Consider the following 15,318-nt stretch of genomic DNA (forward strand, 5'->3'; position numbering starts at 1 on the left):
CATGACCGTTAAACAGATTTTCGACAGCATGGACTACGGCCCCGCCCCCGAAGACGCCACAGGGGCACTGGCCTGGCTGGTCGACCGCGGGGACCGGTTCGGTCATTTCATCGACGGCCGGTTCACCGCACCCACCGATGGCTTCGACAGCCGCAACCCCGCCACGGGCGACGTGCTGGCAACCCTGTCGCAGGCCACAGCGGATGACGTGAACGCCGCCGTTCGCGCCGCCCGCAAGGCGCAACCGAAATGGGCAAAGCTGGGCGGCCATGGCCGGGCGCGCATCCTTTATGCCATCGCCCGCCTGATGCAAAAACACAGCCGCCTGTTGGCTGTGCTGGAAACGCTCGACAACGGCAAACCGATCCGCGAAAGCCGCGACATCGACATCCCCCTTGCCCAGCGTCACTTTTATTACCACGCGGGCATGGCGCAACTGATGGACACAGAACTGCCCGACGCCGCCCCCTTGGGCGTTTGCGGCCAGATCATCCCGTGGAACTTTCCCCTGCTGATGCTGGCGTGGAAAATCGCGCCCGCGCTGGCGATGGGAAACACCGTGGTCCTGAAACCTGCGGAATACACCTCTCTGACCGCGCTGCTTTTTGCCGAAATCTGCACGCAGGCGGGCCTGCCAAAGGGCGTGGTCAACATCGTCACCGGCGATGGCGCCGTGGGCGAGATGATCGTCAATCACGACGACATCGACAAGATCGCCTTTACCGGATCGACCGCTGTCGGGCGACGTATCCGCGAGGCGACCGCAGGATCGGGCAAGGCGCTGTCGTTGGAACTGGGCGGAAAATCACCCTACATCGTCTTTGACGACGCCGATATCGACAGTGCGATCGAGGGTCTGGTCGATGCGATCTGGTTCAATCAGGGGCAGGTCTGCTGCGCCGGATCGCGCCTGATCGTGCAAGAAGGCATCGCCGATGCCTTCTACGCCAAGCTGAGAACCCGCATGGACGGGCTGCGCCTTGGCAACCCGATGGACAAATGCATCGACGTCGGCGCCATCGTGGACCCCGTGCAGTTGCAAACCATCACCGACATGGTGGCCGGAAATTCCGAAGGCGAAACCTACCACGCCAAAACGGCCCTGCCCGCCCAAGGCTGCTATTACCTGCCGACGCTGATCACTGGACTGCATCCCTCGTCTAGCCTGATGCAGGAGGAAATCTTTGGTCCCGTCCTTGTCGCCACCACCTTCCGCACCCCCGAAGAGGCAGTGCAGATCGCTAATAACACCCGCTACGGGCTGGCCGCCACCGTCTGGACAGAGAACGTCAACCTCGCGCTCGACATCGCACCAAAACTGGTCGCGGGCGTTGTCTGGGTCAATGCCACCAACCTGTTCGACGCCGCCGCAGGGTTTGGCGGGGTCCGCGAAAGCGGCTTTGGCCGCGAGGGCGGATGGGAAGGTCTAAGCGCCTACACCAAGCCAAAGGGACGGACCAAACCACTTACCCCGATCCCCCCAGCGCCAGAACCGCGCGTGCCCGAAACACGCGGCCTGGACCGCACGGCAAAGCTCTATATCGGCGGCAAACAGGCGCGCCCCGATGGCGGCTACAGTCAGGCAATATGGTCGCCCAAGGGCGTTCTTCTGGGGCATGTCGGTCTTGGCGGCCGCAAAGACATCCGGGGCGCGGTAGAGGCCGCACAAGCCGCAAAAGGCTGGTCAAGGACAACCGGCCACCTGCGGGCGCAGATCCTGTATTACATCGCCGAAAACCTCTCGGCCCGCGCGACAGAATTCGCAGAGCGGATCGATGATATGACCGGCAAAAAATCCGGCAAGACCGAAGTAGAGGCCACAATCGACCGCCTGTTCACCTATGCCGCATGGGCCGACAAATACGACGGTCAGGTGCATGGCGTTCCGATCCGTGGCATCGCAATCGCCGTGAATGAACCCCTCGGGGTGATCGGCGCGATCTGCGCGGATGACGCCCCCCTGCTGGGCCTTGTGTCCGCCATGGCACCGGCAATTGCGATGGGAAACCGCACGGTTCTGGTGCCATCACAGGCCTATCCGCTGGCCGCCACCGATTTCTATCAGGTGCTTGACACGTCCGACGTGCCTGCCGGTGTCGTGAATATCGTCACGGGCACCCATGCCGATCTGGCCAGACCGCTTGCCGGTCATCTGGACGTGGACGCCGTCTGGTGCTTTTCCTCGACCGACCTGTCAAAATCCATTGAACTGGAAAGCGCCGGAAACCTGAAGCGCACATGGGTCAACAACCGCCTTGCGCGTGACTGGACCGGCCCCGCAGGCGCAGGCCGCGCCTTTCTGGCGCAGGCGACCGAGGTCAAGACAATCTGGGTGCCTTACGGCGAATAACAAAACCCATGCCCCGTGTTCAGACGCGGCAGGGTGTCTTCTTCGTTCACGGTCATCGGCTTCGCCTAGGATATTTAGAAGAACAAAGAATAACCCCGCATTCTATTTTCTGGGCGACCCGCGCCACGACCCCAACCAGCGTGTGAACCGCCCCCGCGCCGCATCGGCGCGGTCGTCAACGGTATCCCATGCCTCTTCCGCGTCTTCGATCATCGGGTCGATGCTGCGCTCGCGGAACTGCATCCACATCCGGCGCAACATGAACAGAAGAACGGCGAGAAGCGTCAGAATCACGATATTGACCCAAGGGATGATCCGCACATCGGGGCCAGCCACCTGTTTGACCGCGACAGCGTTGGGGAAAATCGTGAAGAATTCATTCCGCCAGCCATAATGGGTGATCGAAACCCATTTCGGCGCTGCATCGGACGACACCATACTTTGTGCTTCGGTCTGGAGGTTGCTGCTGTCCAGCTTGAAATAGGGTGGCCACCCCCAGCCGGTATCCTCGTTGCGGTAGACCATCGGCTTGCCGTTCTTCCCGATCGTCTGGATGAAAAACACATCCCGGTTCGCGCCCGGGGCCGTGCCGACATCGGGCGAGGCCCAAAAGATAGAGTTCTCGCCAAAGTCGATCCGCCGGTTTTCGGTTCCGACGATCCTGCCGATATCATGCTGTGGCAAGGTGTAGTGGAAGAACCCGAAGACAACCGACACAAGCAGTGTCCAGAAGGTCCATTTTACATAGCGCATAGCAGCCGCCTCACATGAAGTTCAGAATATAGATCAGACCAGTAACAACGATGATCGGCACAATATAAACCGCAACGATCAACTTGCGGCGCATAGAGCTTTCGTATCGCTTCAGCCCCTCGTTGACAAACGCGTCCCTGTCCCCGATCCCGCCGTTTTCAGCCCATTCATTTTCCAGCTTTTCGCGCCGGACCGAGCGTGAGTAGATCACCACCACAAAATACAGGACCGTCAGGGCAATAAACCCGAAAACAGCCAACCTGATAAACCCGATCATGCCTGCCCCTTTCTGACGGAACCCCACGGCCCGACGCGTTCGATCAATGCCTTGGCCGGTGCGTCAGGTGCGACCAACCCGAACAGGGCGTCCCGCGCTCCCGCCTTGTCTACCTGATAGGCGTGCTCAAGGAAATCCGCGACATAGGATTTCTTGGCCTCGGGCCATTGCGCATAGGCGGCGTAGAATGCCTCTTTGTGGCAAATGAACAGGTTCCGCGCGTCCAGCGGCGTAAGTTCCGCCAGCACCATATTCACCAGATCGCGGTCCGCATGGGGCCGGCTGCGCAGGGTGTAGAAATACGCGGGGTGGTCGCTGGTGATGCGCGGCCAGTCCCCGCCGCTGGTGGCCCAGCGATACAGCGCCGCCAAACCGTTGAACGCCTCGGGCAATTGCGCCCCGTAACGCCGCGCCAACGCGCGCATGTCGCGCGGGGTGCTGCGGCTCAGGTCCTCGCCCTGGCGTGCGGCCACATCGGCCACGATGAAATCCATCTTTTGCTGAAGGATCTGTGCCGCATCCACTCCGCGCGCGCGGACGATGGGTTCGACCAGCCCGTTCAGCTCCAGAAACTTGGCGATCTGGTGCCGGTCGTCAAGGCCGAAGGTGAACGCGATCGGCAAAGGGCCAACCGCGGCCTTGTCCCCGGCCACGATCGCCGAGGGGTGATCCACCGCGCGGAAAATGTAGATCCCGCCAAAATGCGAGGTATAGAAATTGTCCTGCCGGAACACCGCCTCGTCCAGCTCGATCGGGTTACGGGTCACGTCCCCGGTTTTCTTGGCCAGACCGATCATATTGGCGATCAGCACGTCATCCCACCAGGCATCGTCCTGCGTGCGGAACGTCTTGATCATCGCGGACAGCTTCCGCGCCTCGGCCACATGGCCGCCGGTCGTATCCGCCTCTACCGTCACTTGGCGGATATCGAACAGCCGCGCGGGGCGGGACACGTCATAGACAGAGTTCAGCAACTCTCCCGCCACCGCATCCCTGGCGGTCAGCGCGAACAACTGCCCCTCGTTGCGGTCAATGAACTGCCGCAATATCCCGCGCGAGGTCGAGAATTTCGCGTTCAAAAGCGGCGCTGTCTTTTGCTGCGTGCTCAGCAAGATGAACTGCCGGTTGCAGCCGCCCTGATTGAGGTAAAGCGGGTCGTCCAGCTCATCGCCGACCTCGGGCGAATAACCCGAGATGTCGATGTGGAAATCGGTCAAAGCCGTCGATTTACCCGTCAGATGCATCAATGCACGGTTATAGCGCTCGACCAACGCCGGGCTGCTGACCTCGATCAGATTACCGAACATCAGGCCTTTCTCGATCAGGCGTTTCACGTTGCCCGCTCCTCCAGATAGCGCCGTCTGGCCTCTTCCATCCGGCCCATCTCGCGCACGGCGGTCTCGATCGCAACCTCGTCGGATTTGTCGGCATAGCGGAATTCGCTGTCGGCATAGCGGTTGATCTCCTGCACCACCATATCCACCGTAATCGGCTTTGACATATCGCGGATCAGCGTCAGCTTTTCATCATAGGGTCTGAACAGGAACAACTCGGGGTTTTCCATCCATTCATCGGGCAGTTCAAAATCCATGGCGCGAACCTTGACCGCGTCGGTGATGTTCTTGATCGCGCGGCCGGTAAACCGTGGGTCGGCCTCTTGGATGGCCTTCAGGTAGGTGCCAAGTTTGGCAATGGTATCCAGCGCGCCGATCTCTTTTGACACGCTATCGAACACGCGGATCAGCCCGTCTTCCTGCGGCCGCCCGTGCTGGTTGAAACTGGCCGCCACGGCCTTCTTGATCTCCTGCGCGGCGAACAAGTCATGGTCGCCCACAGGGATCGCGTGGGTCTTGCCCAGCAACAGGTGCAGGATGTCGATGTAATCGTCCCGCGTCTGCGGCCCGTCCACCAGAAACCGCGCGCCGGCCCGTTGCCGCAACGCATCATCGACGTTCTCGGGATAGTTCGAGAACATGCCGAAGGTGCAGTTGCCGCGCACCACCGTGTTCGCACCCGCGAAACTTTCCATCAGAACCGATGTGATTTCCAGCTGACCGGCGCTGGACTGCCGGTCGCCACGCTTGCCGGCGATCTGGTCAATGTCGTCGATGGTGCCGAACCCGATGACATTCGGGTCCATCACCCCGTTGACAAAGGCTTTGGCGTTCTGCCCGGACTTGCCCTGATAACTGTCGATATTGTCGGTGGACAGGTTGGCATACCGGAACGGATAGCCCGCCACCTGACAGTAATCGTTGATCAATCCCGCCATCATCTGGATCAGGGTCGTCTTGCCGGTTCCGGGCTTGCCGTCGCCCATAAACGTGAATATGAAACCGCCCATTTCGGCAAAAGGGTTCAGCTTGCGGTCGAAATCATAGGCCATCAGCATCTTCGCCAACCGCAACGCCTGATATTTGGCAATATGGTTACCGACAACCTCGTGCGGTTTCTTGAACGCCATGACCAAAGGCTTGCCGCGTCCCCGCCGTGCCGGCGTAAACCCCGCGATGGTGAAATCATCGGCCTCGACACGGTAACTGACCCCGGTAAAGGCCCCAAGCCGCGCCGCCCCCTGCGCCCGAAGCGCGACCTTCTCCATCACCTGCTCGGCATAGGCCATGACCACAGCGACCAGCTTGCCCTCGTCGGTCGCCAAAAGCGCCAGATCCTGATCCAGTTCCCAGATCGCGCCGTGCAAGGCCAACTGGCCGTTGTCGGTCAAAACCTCTTCGACCTCGCCGATCTCGACCACCGCCTCGCTTGCATGCGCCGACAACAGGAACGCCGTCGCATTGCCGAAGACATGCAGCGTCAGCAATGCCTCTGCGGTCAGCAGGTCCGCAAATTCGCCCCGCTTGTCCGTCCCCAGCGCGCCGTCCAGATTCGCCCGTTTCAACGCCGCCAGCCCCGTCGCCTGACCAAAGGCATCCGAAACCGCCAGCGCCACGGCAATCGCGCGGCGCAACGCCTGCATCACAGTCGCCTGCAACGCCGACGGCAGCGGGTCGTCGCCGCCCGTCGCCGCGACCCGCTCTGTCAGACGCACGCCTTCGGGCCGCGCGGTGGACCGCGTCACCAGACCGGGCGTGGTCGAGCGGAACCGTCGCGCCGACCCGATGCCCGGCGAACGCTCCTCCGGCGCTGACACCTCTTTTGCCGCAGCGACACGCGGCGTGTGATCCAGCCCCTGCAACATGGCCGCCGCCGCCGCATAATGCCCGCGGATCGCGTCCTCGCGCAGTTCCATCTGGTCGCTCGACATGCTCATTCTACTCTCCGCCACTCATCTTTTTGGCAAAAATATCCTCGCCGAAGGCATCCCGCCCCCGCCACAAGACCCGGTTCACCGATAACTCACAACACTGCCCTGCGGGCTGACGACGAACTTTCGCACGTCGTGAAACCCGGCGGGCTGCTTTTCCTCCAGCACCTGATAGGGGCGCAGCGGCATGATGATGCTGCGCGTGGTCCGTGTGGCCCCCGTATCGGCCCCGCGCCCCGCGAACGGGTCCAGCGCGAAAATCTCGCGCTCGACAGACCCGAACCAGCCCTTTGCCGTGTCTTCCACCCGCTCCGAGGTCAGCTCCTCCATCGTCCAGGCCAAGGCCCAATCCTCGCCCGGGGCCGCCTTTGCCTCTTCAAGAACCTCGCGGATCGGGCCGGATTGCAGGGTAAAGGCATGGGAATACATCGGGCCGATGTGAAACCGCCGCAGCCGCTTGGGGTGCAGATCGTCAAAGCTTTCGTCAAAGCCCCTGGCGATGGTCAACAGCTTCAGCCCCGCCACCGATTGCGCCATCAGATGCGCCTGCACCTCGGGCCAGCGGCGCTGGTCCTTGGGCAAGGCGGCGCGGCCCGTGTCCTCGACCTCCATCAGGTAGATCGTCGGCAAATTAACATAGCCGTCATAGACCGCCCAATACACCAGATACCGGCGCCGGTCGTCCAGCCCCGGCAGCAACAGAACCTCCGGATCATTCCGTGCCCAGAACAGATCGCCCTTCAGCAACGCCTCGTAATACAGGCGCTGGGACATGGCGAATTGCAGTTCCGTCGGGATCGTCTGCTCTGCCACGATCTGGCGGATCATTTCGTCCTTCAGAACAGCCGCATCCGGCAGCCCCGCCAGATGCCGCTTTGCCTGTTGCGCGTCATTGGCCATCGACAGCAGTTCCTGAAACACCGGAAATCCGCTTTCGTGGCGATCGAACGTCATCTTTTGCCCAAGCCGCCCGGACAGAAAATACTTGTTGCCCAACGCGCGTAACGTTGCCGCCACCCCTTGCACATAGCGCCCGATGATGGCGACATCGCCTTTGCTCAGCGACCGTTCCGCCTCCATCGCGGCGGCCACGCGGGTCAGATGCCCGGTGATCCGCCCGAATTTGGCAAAGTAGCGCCGCGCGATTGCGATGTCGTGCAGTTCCGCGTGGTCGCGGGCCAGATCGGTTTCCACCATTTACGCGCCGTACAGATTCTTGTCGTGTTTCTCGACGATCTTTTGAAACCGCCGGGCAAAGCGTTCGTCGGCCTTTGCCTTTTCCTCCAGAACCTTCCGCGCAAAGACCATGTGATCCTCGTGCTGCTCCAGCATCTCGGCCATGCGCGCATTGGTGGCAGACCCGATCGCGGCCATCGCCGACTGCGCCTCCTGGTCGGTCTTCACGCCGATCTCGTTGATCCGGTGCGCCACATCCTGTTGCTGCGCCGTCTTCAGCGATTTCGACAGCGCGTCATACAGCACGACCCGCTGCTTTGTGTCGGTCTGCAATTTGTTGATCAGCACCATCTGCGTCGCCGCCTGATTCTGAAGCGAGTCGATCCAGGTCTTTCCCTTCTCGATGTACCGTTCAAGCGTCTGGCTTTTCGCAAGCTGGACCTGCTCGTTCTGCACCATCTCGTTGTAACGGGTGTTCAGTTCGGCCAGTTGCGTTTCCAGTTTGGTTCGCGCGGCGGCATCCTGTTCGACACCGATCCTGTTTTCCAACTCGATGATCTTCGGGTCCAGCGCCATAATCCCGGTGCGCAGCCCTTCCAGATCGCCCACCGTGATCTCGCGTTCGTCCAGCGTGCCGACTAGGTTCGCCTCGACCTTGACCTTCTGGTCGTTCAGCATGGCAAGCTGGCCCTCCAGCAGTTTCACAATCACATCCGACTTGCCGATCAGGTCCTGCAACTTGTCATCGACCGACGCGGTGCGCATCCGGTCCTGACGCATCGCGTCCGACTTGGCCTTGGAAAAGAACCCGATCAGGCTTTCCATGCCGGTCTTGTTGCGCATCTCGTTGAACTCTTGGCTGAAACCGGATGTCACATCATCCAGTCCCATGATCAGTTCCGCGATATTGGCGTTCATCGCCTCGGTGTGGGCGTGCACATCGGCCAGCGTGGCGTTCTCGATATCGACCGAGATATCGCTGCCCGCCGCCATTTTCGCCCGCGCGGCTTCGATCTTGCCGGTCATTTCGGCAATCTTTCCCTGCGCTTCTGCGACCTGCGCCTGAGATTCTTTGATCTGGGTGTCAAAATTAGACATGCGTTTCCCTCTTATACCAAACACTTAGCCAATATATAGGCAATGTTAATTCGAATTACATCTGTCCGCATTCCGATTTTTCAAATTTCGCGGATGGACGCAACCCGTTGCTCTGATTACGGTCATTATATGACGAGGGTGACAGAAAAACAGCTATTGGATGAAATCGATGCGCGGCGGGATGACCTGATCGCCCTGACGCAGGATTTGATCCGCATTCCAACGCTTAATCCCCCCGGTCGGAACTATCGCGAAATATGCGAATTTCTGGCCGAACGGCTTGGCGCGTCGGGCTTCACCATCGAACTGATCCGCGCGACAGGGGCGATCGCGGACAGCGCGAAATACCCCCGCTGGAATATCGTCGCCCGCCACAATGGCGCCAGAACCGGTGAATGCGTGCATTTCAACAGCCACCACGATGTCGTCGAGGTCGGCCATGGCTGGACCCGCGATCCCTTTGGCGCAGAGCTGGACAATGGCAGGATCTACGGCCGTGGCGCCTGCGACATGAAGGGCGGTCTGGCCACATCCATCATCGCGGCAGAGGCCTTTATCGCCACGCACCCCGACTATCACGGCGCAATCGAGATCAGCGCCACGGCGGACGAGGAATCCGGCGGGTATGGCGGCGTCGCCTATCTGGCCGAACAGGGGTATTTCGATCCCGCCCGCGTGCAGCACGTCATCATCCCCGAACCGCTGAACAAGGACCGCATCTGCCTTGGCCATCGCGGGGTCTGGTGGGCCGAAATCGAAACGCAGGGCCGCATCGCACATGGCTCTATGCCGTTTCTGGGGGATTGCGCCGTGCGACACATGGGGGCGGTGATCGACCAGATGGAACAGTATCTGTTCCCGCTGCTGGCCGGCAAACACACCGCGATGCCTGTCGTGCCGGACGGCGCGAAACAATCCACCCTGAACATCAATTCGATCCACGGGGGCGCGGTGGAACAGGACGCCGACTATACCGGCCTGCCAGTGCCTTGCGTTCCGGATTGCTGCCGCATCGTGATCGACCGCCGTTTTCTGATCGAGGAAGACATCGCAGAGGTCAAGCGAGAGGTCACAGCCATGCTGGACCAGATCAAGGCCCAACGCCCGAATTTCAAATACGAAATCCGCGACCTGTTCGAGGTCCAGCCGACAATGACCGACAGAAACGCGCCGGTGGTGCGCACCGTCGCAGAGGCGATCCAAAAGGTGCTGTCCCGCGCGCCCGAATATGTCGTGTCACCCGGCACCTATGACCAGAAACACATCGACCGCATCGGCAAGCTGAAAAACTGCATCGCCTACGGCCCCGGCATCCTTGACCTTGCGCACCAGCCCGACGAATGGATCGGTGTGCAGGACATGGTGGACAGCGCCAAGGTCATGGCACTGACACTGGCGGAATTGCTGTTACCAAAGCCCTAGGCGGGGCGCACGTCCATATTGTCGATCAGGCGCACGTCGCCCAGCCATGCGGCGGCAAAGATATGCGCGGGCCGGTCGGCATGGTCCATCATCACCAGATCCTGCGCGCCACGCAGTTCCAGATACTCGACCTCGCGGAACCCCGCCGACAGGATCGCGGTGCGCGCCGCAGCCAGCGCGACGCTGGCGGTCTGGCCGGCGCAAATTCTGGCCGCGGCATCGCGCATCGCCCGCGGCAAGGCGGGGGCAAGGGCCCGCTCCTCGCCCGTCAGGCGCTGGTTGCGGGACGAAAGCGCAAGCCCGTCCGCCTCGCGCACCGTCGGGCATCCGACAACTGTGACCGGAACATTCAGATCGGCCACCAGACGGCGCACCACCTGCAACTGTTGCCAGTCCTTTTCCCCGAAATACGCGCTGTCGGCCAGTGTTTGCAGGAACAGCTTTGTCACCACCGTGGCCACGCCGTCGAAATGACCGGGCCGGTGCGCGCCGCACAACGCGTCACTGATACCCGCGACCGAAACCGTGCTCGCAAAGCCCTGCGGGTAAACCTCGTCCGGCATCGGCGCAAAGATCAGATCGACGCCAAAGGGTGCCAGCAGCGCCGCATCGGTTTCCTCGGTGCGGGGGTATTTTTCCAGATCGGCCGGGTTGTTGAACTGCTTGGGGTTCACGAAAATCGTCACGATCACCCGGTCCGCGCCACGCTTGGCCGCCTGCACAAGACTCAGATGCCCCTCGTGCAACGCGCCCATGGTCGGCACCACTCCCACGCGCTCGCCCGCCGCTTTCCAGCCGGCCACAACAGCCCGCAGGTCGGCAACGGTTCTGACGACAAGCGGGCTCATTTCGACGGACTTTTCTTCAGGGTATCGGGGAACACATGCTCTGCCGCCGGAAATACCCGCGCCCGCACATCGGCCGCATAAGCCGCGATCGCCTCGTCCGCCGTATGGCCCAGTTCGGCATAACGCTTGACGAATTTGGGCCGGAAATCCGTGAACAGACCCAGCATGTCATCGACCACCAGAATTTGCCCGTCGCACGCGACAGAGGCCCCGATCCCGATCGTCGGGATAGGCAGCGCGCCCGCAATATCGCGGGCCAATCCATCCGGCACCTTTTCCAGAACAACCGCAAACGCGCCCGCACCCGACACGGCCTGCGCATCGGCGATCACCCGCGCGCGGTCCGCATCGCGCCCCTGCACCTTATATCCGCCCAGCGTGTTCACCGACTGCGGCGTCAGCCCGATATGGGCCATCACCGGCACACCCCGCGCCGTGAGAAAGGCAATCGTTTCCGCCATATGCTGCCCGCCTTCCAGCTTGACCGAAGGGGCACCCGTCTCGGCCATCAGCCGCACGGCATTGCGGAACGCCTGCTGTGGGCTTTCCTCGTAGCTGCCGAACGGCATGTCGATCACGCACATCGCGCTGGTGTTTCCGCGCATCACCGCCTGCCCGTGCAGGATCATCATCTCCATCGTGACGCCCAGCGTCGAGGGCAACCCGTGCAGCACCATCCCCAGACTATCGCCCACCAGAACAACATCACAATGCGGGTCCACCAGACGCGACACCGGTGTCGTATAGGCGGTCAGACACACCAGCGGCACGCCGCCCTTTCGCGCCAGAATATCGGTCGGCAGGGTCGGGCGGACGGGGGGGGGTGCGCTCATCAGTCGGGGCCTCGCATGGAAATTACAGGTGGCCGCCTTATATTAACCCCGCCCCTGTCGCACCAGTCTTTCCTTGATCGCGGCGGCCTGCCCGCCACCGGAACGCTTGATTGACACGCGTCGGCAGTGAATACTCGCGCCAAGGCCCCTCTTGACATAAGGACCAACGCCCATGCTGTCCCACCTCAAACTTACCCTGGCCGCCCTTGCCCTGTCTGCGGGCACCGCCATGGCCGCGCAGGATACAATCACCATCGGCATGGTGCTGGAACCGCCGAACCTTGACCCCACAGGGGGCGCCGCCGCCGCAATCGACGAGGTGGTCTATGCCAATATATTCGAGGGCCTGACCCGCTTTGGCGCCGACGGCGCCGTCAAACCCGCACTGGCAAAAACATGGGAGGTCTCTACAGACGGCCTTGTCTATACCTTCCACCTGCAATCCGGCGTCACGTTCCACGACGGCAGCGCGATGGACGCCGAGGATGTCAAATTCAGCCTTGACCGCGCCCGCGCCGAGGACAGCACAAATGCGCAAAAGGCGCTGTTCAAAGACATCGCAGAGGTCGCGATCATTGACCCTCTGACCGTCACTGTCACGCTGTCCGCACCCAACGGCAGCTTTCCGTTCAACATGGCATGGGGCGACGCGGTGATCGTGGCACCCGAATCCGTGGCCACGGACGCTACAGACCCGATCGGCACCGGCCCGTTCAAATTCACCCGCTGGGTGCAGGGCGACCGCGTGGAAATGGAAAGCTATCCCGCCTATTGGGGGCCAAAGCCCGCGCTGACCAAGGCAACGTTCAAGTTCATTTCCGACCCCAACGCCGCCTTCGCCGCGATGATGGCAGGCGACGTCGATGCCTTCCCGAACTACCCCGCGCCAGAGACGCTGGACCTGTTCCGCACTGACCCGCGCTTTGCGGTCAGCGTCGGCTCGACCGAGGGCGAGACGATCCTTGCGATGAACAACAAACAACCGCCTCTGGACAACGTGAAGGTCCGCCAGGCGATCAGCCACGCCATCAACCGGTCCGACATCATCGACGGCGCCATGTTCGGCAACGGCACCCCCATCGGCACCCACTTTGCGCCGCATAATCCCGACTATGTCGATCTGACCGCGCAATCCGCCTATGACCCCGAACTGTCGATCAAGCTGTTGGCGGAGGCGGGCGTGTCCGGCCTGAAACTGCGCCTTTCCCTGCCCCCGCCCACCTACGCGCGGCGCGGAGGAGAGATCATCGCCAGCCAGTTGCGCGACGTCGGGATCGAAACAGAGATCAGCAATCTGGAATGGGCCCAGTGGCTGGAACAGGTGTTCAAGGGCAAGGATTTCGACCTGACAATCGTCAGCCATACCGAACCGATGGACATCAACATCTACGCGCGGCCCGACTACTACTTTCAATACGGAAAACCGGAATTCGTGGCACTGATGGACCAGCTGACCCTGACCAGCGATCCGGCGGCGCGGTCCGAATTGCTGAAAGGCGCGCAACAGATGATCGCTGACGATTACGTCAACGCCTATTTGTTCCAGCTCGCCTATACCAGCGTCCGCAACGCCAAAATCAAAGGCATGTGGGAAAACGCGCCGACACAGGCCAACGACCTGACCGGCGTCAGCTGGGCGGACTAGGGCGCGGTCGGCAATTGACCCCTCGCAGAATTGTTGCATCTTTTTGGTCAAGCATCGGCTACACTGTTAAGGTGCAACAATAAAACGGGGTCAATCATGGGTCTATCGGCACTTATCGTCACTCTGATCATCGGGGGCATCGCCGGCTGGTTGGCGGGTCTGATCGTCAAGGGCTTCGGCTTTGGCCTTTTGGGGAATATCATCGTGGGGATCGTTGGCGCATTTGTCGCCAGCTTTCTGTTCCCGCGCATCGGCCTCAACATCGCAAGCGGCATGATCGGCGCGATCATTCACGCCACTATCGGCGCGGTTATTCTGCTGTTCCTGATCAAGGTCATCAAACGGGCTTAGGCCCGACCTGTCTTACTTTGTTCCTTAAATACTCCTGCCGGAGGCGGCCACTTGCGCCACCGGCAGGGATCGCTTGGCTAGCCAACCACGTTGAACTCAGGCCCGTAAGGATATTTAGTAATGTCCTCGGCGCCGTCCTCTGTCACAATCAGAATATCGTGCTCGCGGTAACCGCCCGCACCGGGCTGTCCGGCAGGAATCGTCAGCATCGGCTCCATCGAGATCACCATGCCGGGTTCCAGCACGGTGTCGATGTCCTCGCGCAGTTCCAGACCGGCCTCGCGACCGTAGTAATGCGACAGCACCCCGAACGAATGGCCATAGCCAAAGCTGCGATATTGCAGCAACTGCCGCTCCTCAAAGAACGCGTTCACACCGGCGGTGATTTCGGCACAGCTGACGCCGGGCTTGATCAGGGACATCCCCAGTTCGTGCGCGCCGATGTTCGCCTGCCAGATCGCAAGCGAGGCAGGATCAACGGTTTCCACAAACATCGTGCGTTCCAGCGCGGTGTAATACCCCGAGATCATCGGAAAGGTGTTCAGCGACGCGATATCGCCCCGCTCCAGCATCCGCCCCGTCACAGGGTTATGCGCGCCGTCGGTGTTCAGGCCCGACTGGAACCAGACCCAGGTGTCGCGATATTCGGCATCGGGAAAGGCGCGGGCAATCTCGGCCTCCATCGCGTCGCGCCCCGCCATCGCCACGTCGATCTCGCGCACACCGGCCCGGACCGCATCACGGATCGCAAAGCCCCCCACGTCCGCCACCCGCGCGCCTTCGCGGATCAACGCGATCTCGGCGGGTGATTTACGCATCCGCTGGCGCATCGTGGCAGGGGCCAGATCAACCACCCGCGACGGCTGCAAGACCGCCATCAGCTTTTGGCTGTGCGCCAGCGTCAGGTGATCCTCTTCGATCCCCAGAACGCGGCCCGCACCGGTCACCGACAGGATTGCCCGCCAGTAATTATCGCGCTTCCAGTCGGTATAGGTGATGTTGTCGCCATGACAGCGCCGCCAGGGCTGGCCCGCGTCGATGCCTGCGGAAATCGTCACGCTTTCGGTGGGGGTGACGACCAGCGCATAGGGCCGCCCGAACGCGCAATACAAAAAACCCGAATAATAGGCGATGTTGTGCATCGAGGTGAACACTGCCGCCTCGACACCCTGCGCCGCCATAATTTTGCGCAAGCCTGCAAGGCGCGCATCGAATTCCGCGCCGCTGAATTGCAGCGGGGCCTTGTCGCCGTTGTGCAGGCGGTAGAATTCAGGTCTGTTCGAATGGTCCATAATGGGCC

General features: G+C 61.5%; 13 protein-coding genes. 4 read left to right on the forward strand and 9 right to left on the reverse strand.

The features are described 5' to 3' along the window. Position 1: 1 nt before the first annotated feature. Complete coding sequence (locus ACEN2R_RS01340) at positions 2 to 2,350, forward strand: aldehyde dehydrogenase family protein (RefSeq protein WP_442038436.1); 2,349 nt, start codon at positions 2 to 4, stop codon at positions 2,348 to 2,350. A 102-nt stretch (positions 2,351 to 2,452) separates the two neighbouring features. Here ACEN2R_RS01340 and ACEN2R_RS01345 read toward each other — a convergent pair whose 3' ends face one another. From ACEN2R_RS01345 to ACEN2R_RS01370, 6 genes are all read right to left on the reverse strand, one after another. Further along, a complete protein-coding gene (locus ACEN2R_RS01345) occupies positions 2,453 to 3,103 on the reverse strand; it encodes a DUF1523 family protein (RefSeq protein WP_442038438.1) in 651 nt (216 codons plus the stop codon). Positions 3,104 to 3,113: 10 nt separating this feature from the next. Continuing rightward, the gene (locus tag ACEN2R_RS01350) at positions 3,114 to 3,380 is read right to left on the reverse strand and encodes a hypothetical protein (protein ID WP_442038440.1); all 267 of its coding nucleotides are present in this window, start codon (positions 3,378 to 3,380) and stop codon (positions 3,114 to 3,116) included. Continuing rightward, on the reverse strand, positions 3,377 to 4,714 hold the full coding sequence (locus tag ACEN2R_RS01355) for a DUF6638 family protein (protein WP_442038442.1): 1,338 nt from the start codon (positions 4,712 to 4,714) through the stop codon (positions 3,377 to 3,379). The genes ACEN2R_RS01350 and ACEN2R_RS01355 overlap by 4 nt, the downstream gene beginning before the upstream one ends. Continuing rightward, positions 4,711 to 6,651: an ATP-binding protein gene (locus ACEN2R_RS01360; protein ID WP_442038444.1), complete on the reverse strand. Its 1,941-nt coding sequence runs from the start codon at positions 6,649 to 6,651 to the stop codon at positions 4,711 to 4,713. Before ACEN2R_RS01360 ends, ACEN2R_RS01355 begins: the two co-directional genes overlap by 4 nt. A 75-nt stretch (positions 6,652 to 6,726) precedes the next feature. Next, positions 6,727 to 7,842, reverse strand: coding sequence for a hypothetical protein (locus ACEN2R_RS01365; RefSeq protein ID WP_442038446.1), 1,116 nt, complete (start codon positions 7,840 to 7,842; stop codon positions 6,727 to 6,729). Beyond that, a complete protein-coding gene (locus tag ACEN2R_RS01370; protein WP_442038448.1) occupies positions 7,843 to 8,919 on the reverse strand; it encodes a hypothetical protein in 1,077 nt (358 codons plus the stop codon). Positions 8,920 to 9,048: 129 nt separating this feature from the next. On the opposite strand from ACEN2R_RS01370, the gene ACEN2R_RS01375 reads away from it, so the two are divergent. Next, entirely contained in the window at positions 9,049 to 10,341 is a 1,293-nt protein-coding gene (locus ACEN2R_RS01375; protein WP_442038450.1) for an acetylornithine deacetylase/succinyl-diaminopimelate desuccinylase family protein, read from the forward strand. On the opposite strand, the gene panC is transcribed toward ACEN2R_RS01375, so the two are convergent. Further along, entirely contained in the window at positions 10,338 to 11,189 is an 852-nt protein-coding gene (gene panC / locus ACEN2R_RS01380; RefSeq protein ID WP_442038452.1) for a pantoate--beta-alanine ligase, read from the reverse strand. The two genes, ACEN2R_RS01375 and panC, sit on opposite strands and share 4 nt — an antisense overlap. Next, positions 11,186 to 12,022, reverse strand: coding sequence for a 3-methyl-2-oxobutanoate hydroxymethyltransferase (gene panB / locus ACEN2R_RS01385; protein WP_442038453.1), 837 nt, complete (start codon positions 12,020 to 12,022; stop codon positions 11,186 to 11,188). The genes panC and panB overlap by 4 nt, the downstream gene beginning before the upstream one ends. A gap of 172 nt (positions 12,023 to 12,194) precedes the next feature. Here panB and ACEN2R_RS01390 point away from each other — a divergent pair, with 172 nt between their 5' ends. Continuing rightward, the gene (locus ACEN2R_RS01390) at positions 12,195 to 13,667 is read left to right on the forward strand and encodes an ABC transporter substrate-binding protein (protein ID WP_442038455.1); all 1,473 of its coding nucleotides are present in this window, start codon (positions 12,195 to 12,197) and stop codon (positions 13,665 to 13,667) included. A 96-nt stretch (positions 13,668 to 13,763) separates the two neighbouring features. Further along, on the forward strand, positions 13,764 to 14,018 hold the full coding sequence (locus tag ACEN2R_RS01395; RefSeq protein WP_442038457.1) for a GlsB/YeaQ/YmgE family stress response membrane protein: 255 nt from the start codon (positions 13,764 to 13,766) through the stop codon (positions 14,016 to 14,018). Positions 14,019 to 14,095: 77 nt separating this feature from the next. Here ACEN2R_RS01395 and ACEN2R_RS01400 read toward each other — a convergent pair whose 3' ends face one another. Beyond that, a complete protein-coding gene (locus ACEN2R_RS01400) occupies positions 14,096 to 15,310 on the reverse strand; it encodes an aminopeptidase P family protein (protein WP_442038459.1) in 1,215 nt (404 codons plus the stop codon). Positions 15,311 to 15,318 lie beyond the last annotated feature (8 nt).

Source organism: Pseudogemmobacter sp. W21_MBD1_M6 (genome assembly GCF_052119585.1).
GTDB lineage: Bacteria > Pseudomonadota > Alphaproteobacteria > Rhodobacterales > Rhodobacteraceae > JBGQOJ01.

Bases quoted from the DNA above. Each gene is read 5' to 3' on its own strand.
- ACEN2R_RS01375 (WP_442038450.1), top strand. From the start codon at position 9,049: ATGACGAGGGTGACAGAAAAACAGCTATTGGATGAAATCGATGCGCGG.
- panB (WP_442038453.1), bottom strand. From the start codon at position 12,022: ATGAGCGCACCCCCCCCCGTCCGCCCGACCCTGCCGACCGATATTCTG.
- ACEN2R_RS01350 (WP_442038440.1), bottom strand. From the start codon at position 3,380: ATGATCGGGTTTATCAGGTTGGCTGTTTTCGGGTTTATTGCCCTGACG.
- ACEN2R_RS01365 (WP_442038446.1), bottom strand. From the start codon at position 7,842: ATGGTGGAAACCGATCTGGCCCGCGACCACGCGGAACTGCACGACATC.
- ACEN2R_RS01370 (WP_442038448.1), bottom strand. From the start codon at position 8,919: ATGTCTAATTTTGACACCCAGATCAAAGAATCTCAGGCGCAGGTCGCA.
- ACEN2R_RS01400 (WP_442038459.1), bottom strand. From the start codon at position 15,310: ATGGACCATTCGAACAGACCTGAATTCTACCGCCTGCACAACGGCGAC.
- panC (WP_442038452.1), bottom strand. From the start codon at position 11,189: ATGAGCCCGCTTGTCGTCAGAACCGTTGCCGACCTGCGGGCTGTTGTG.
- ACEN2R_RS01340 (WP_442038436.1), top strand. From the start codon at position 2: ATGACCGTTAAACAGATTTTCGACAGCATGGACTACGGCCCCGCCCCC.
- ACEN2R_RS01390 (WP_442038455.1), top strand. From the start codon at position 12,195: ATGCTGTCCCACCTCAAACTTACCCTGGCCGCCCTTGCCCTGTCTGCG.
- ACEN2R_RS01345 (WP_442038438.1), bottom strand. From the start codon at position 3,103: ATGCGCTATGTAAAATGGACCTTCTGGACACTGCTTGTGTCGGTTGTC.
- ACEN2R_RS01395 (WP_442038457.1), top strand. From the start codon at position 13,764: ATGGGTCTATCGGCACTTATCGTCACTCTGATCATCGGGGGCATCGCC.
- ACEN2R_RS01360 (WP_442038444.1), bottom strand. From the start codon at position 6,651: ATGAGCATGTCGAGCGACCAGATGGAACTGCGCGAGGACGCGATCCGC.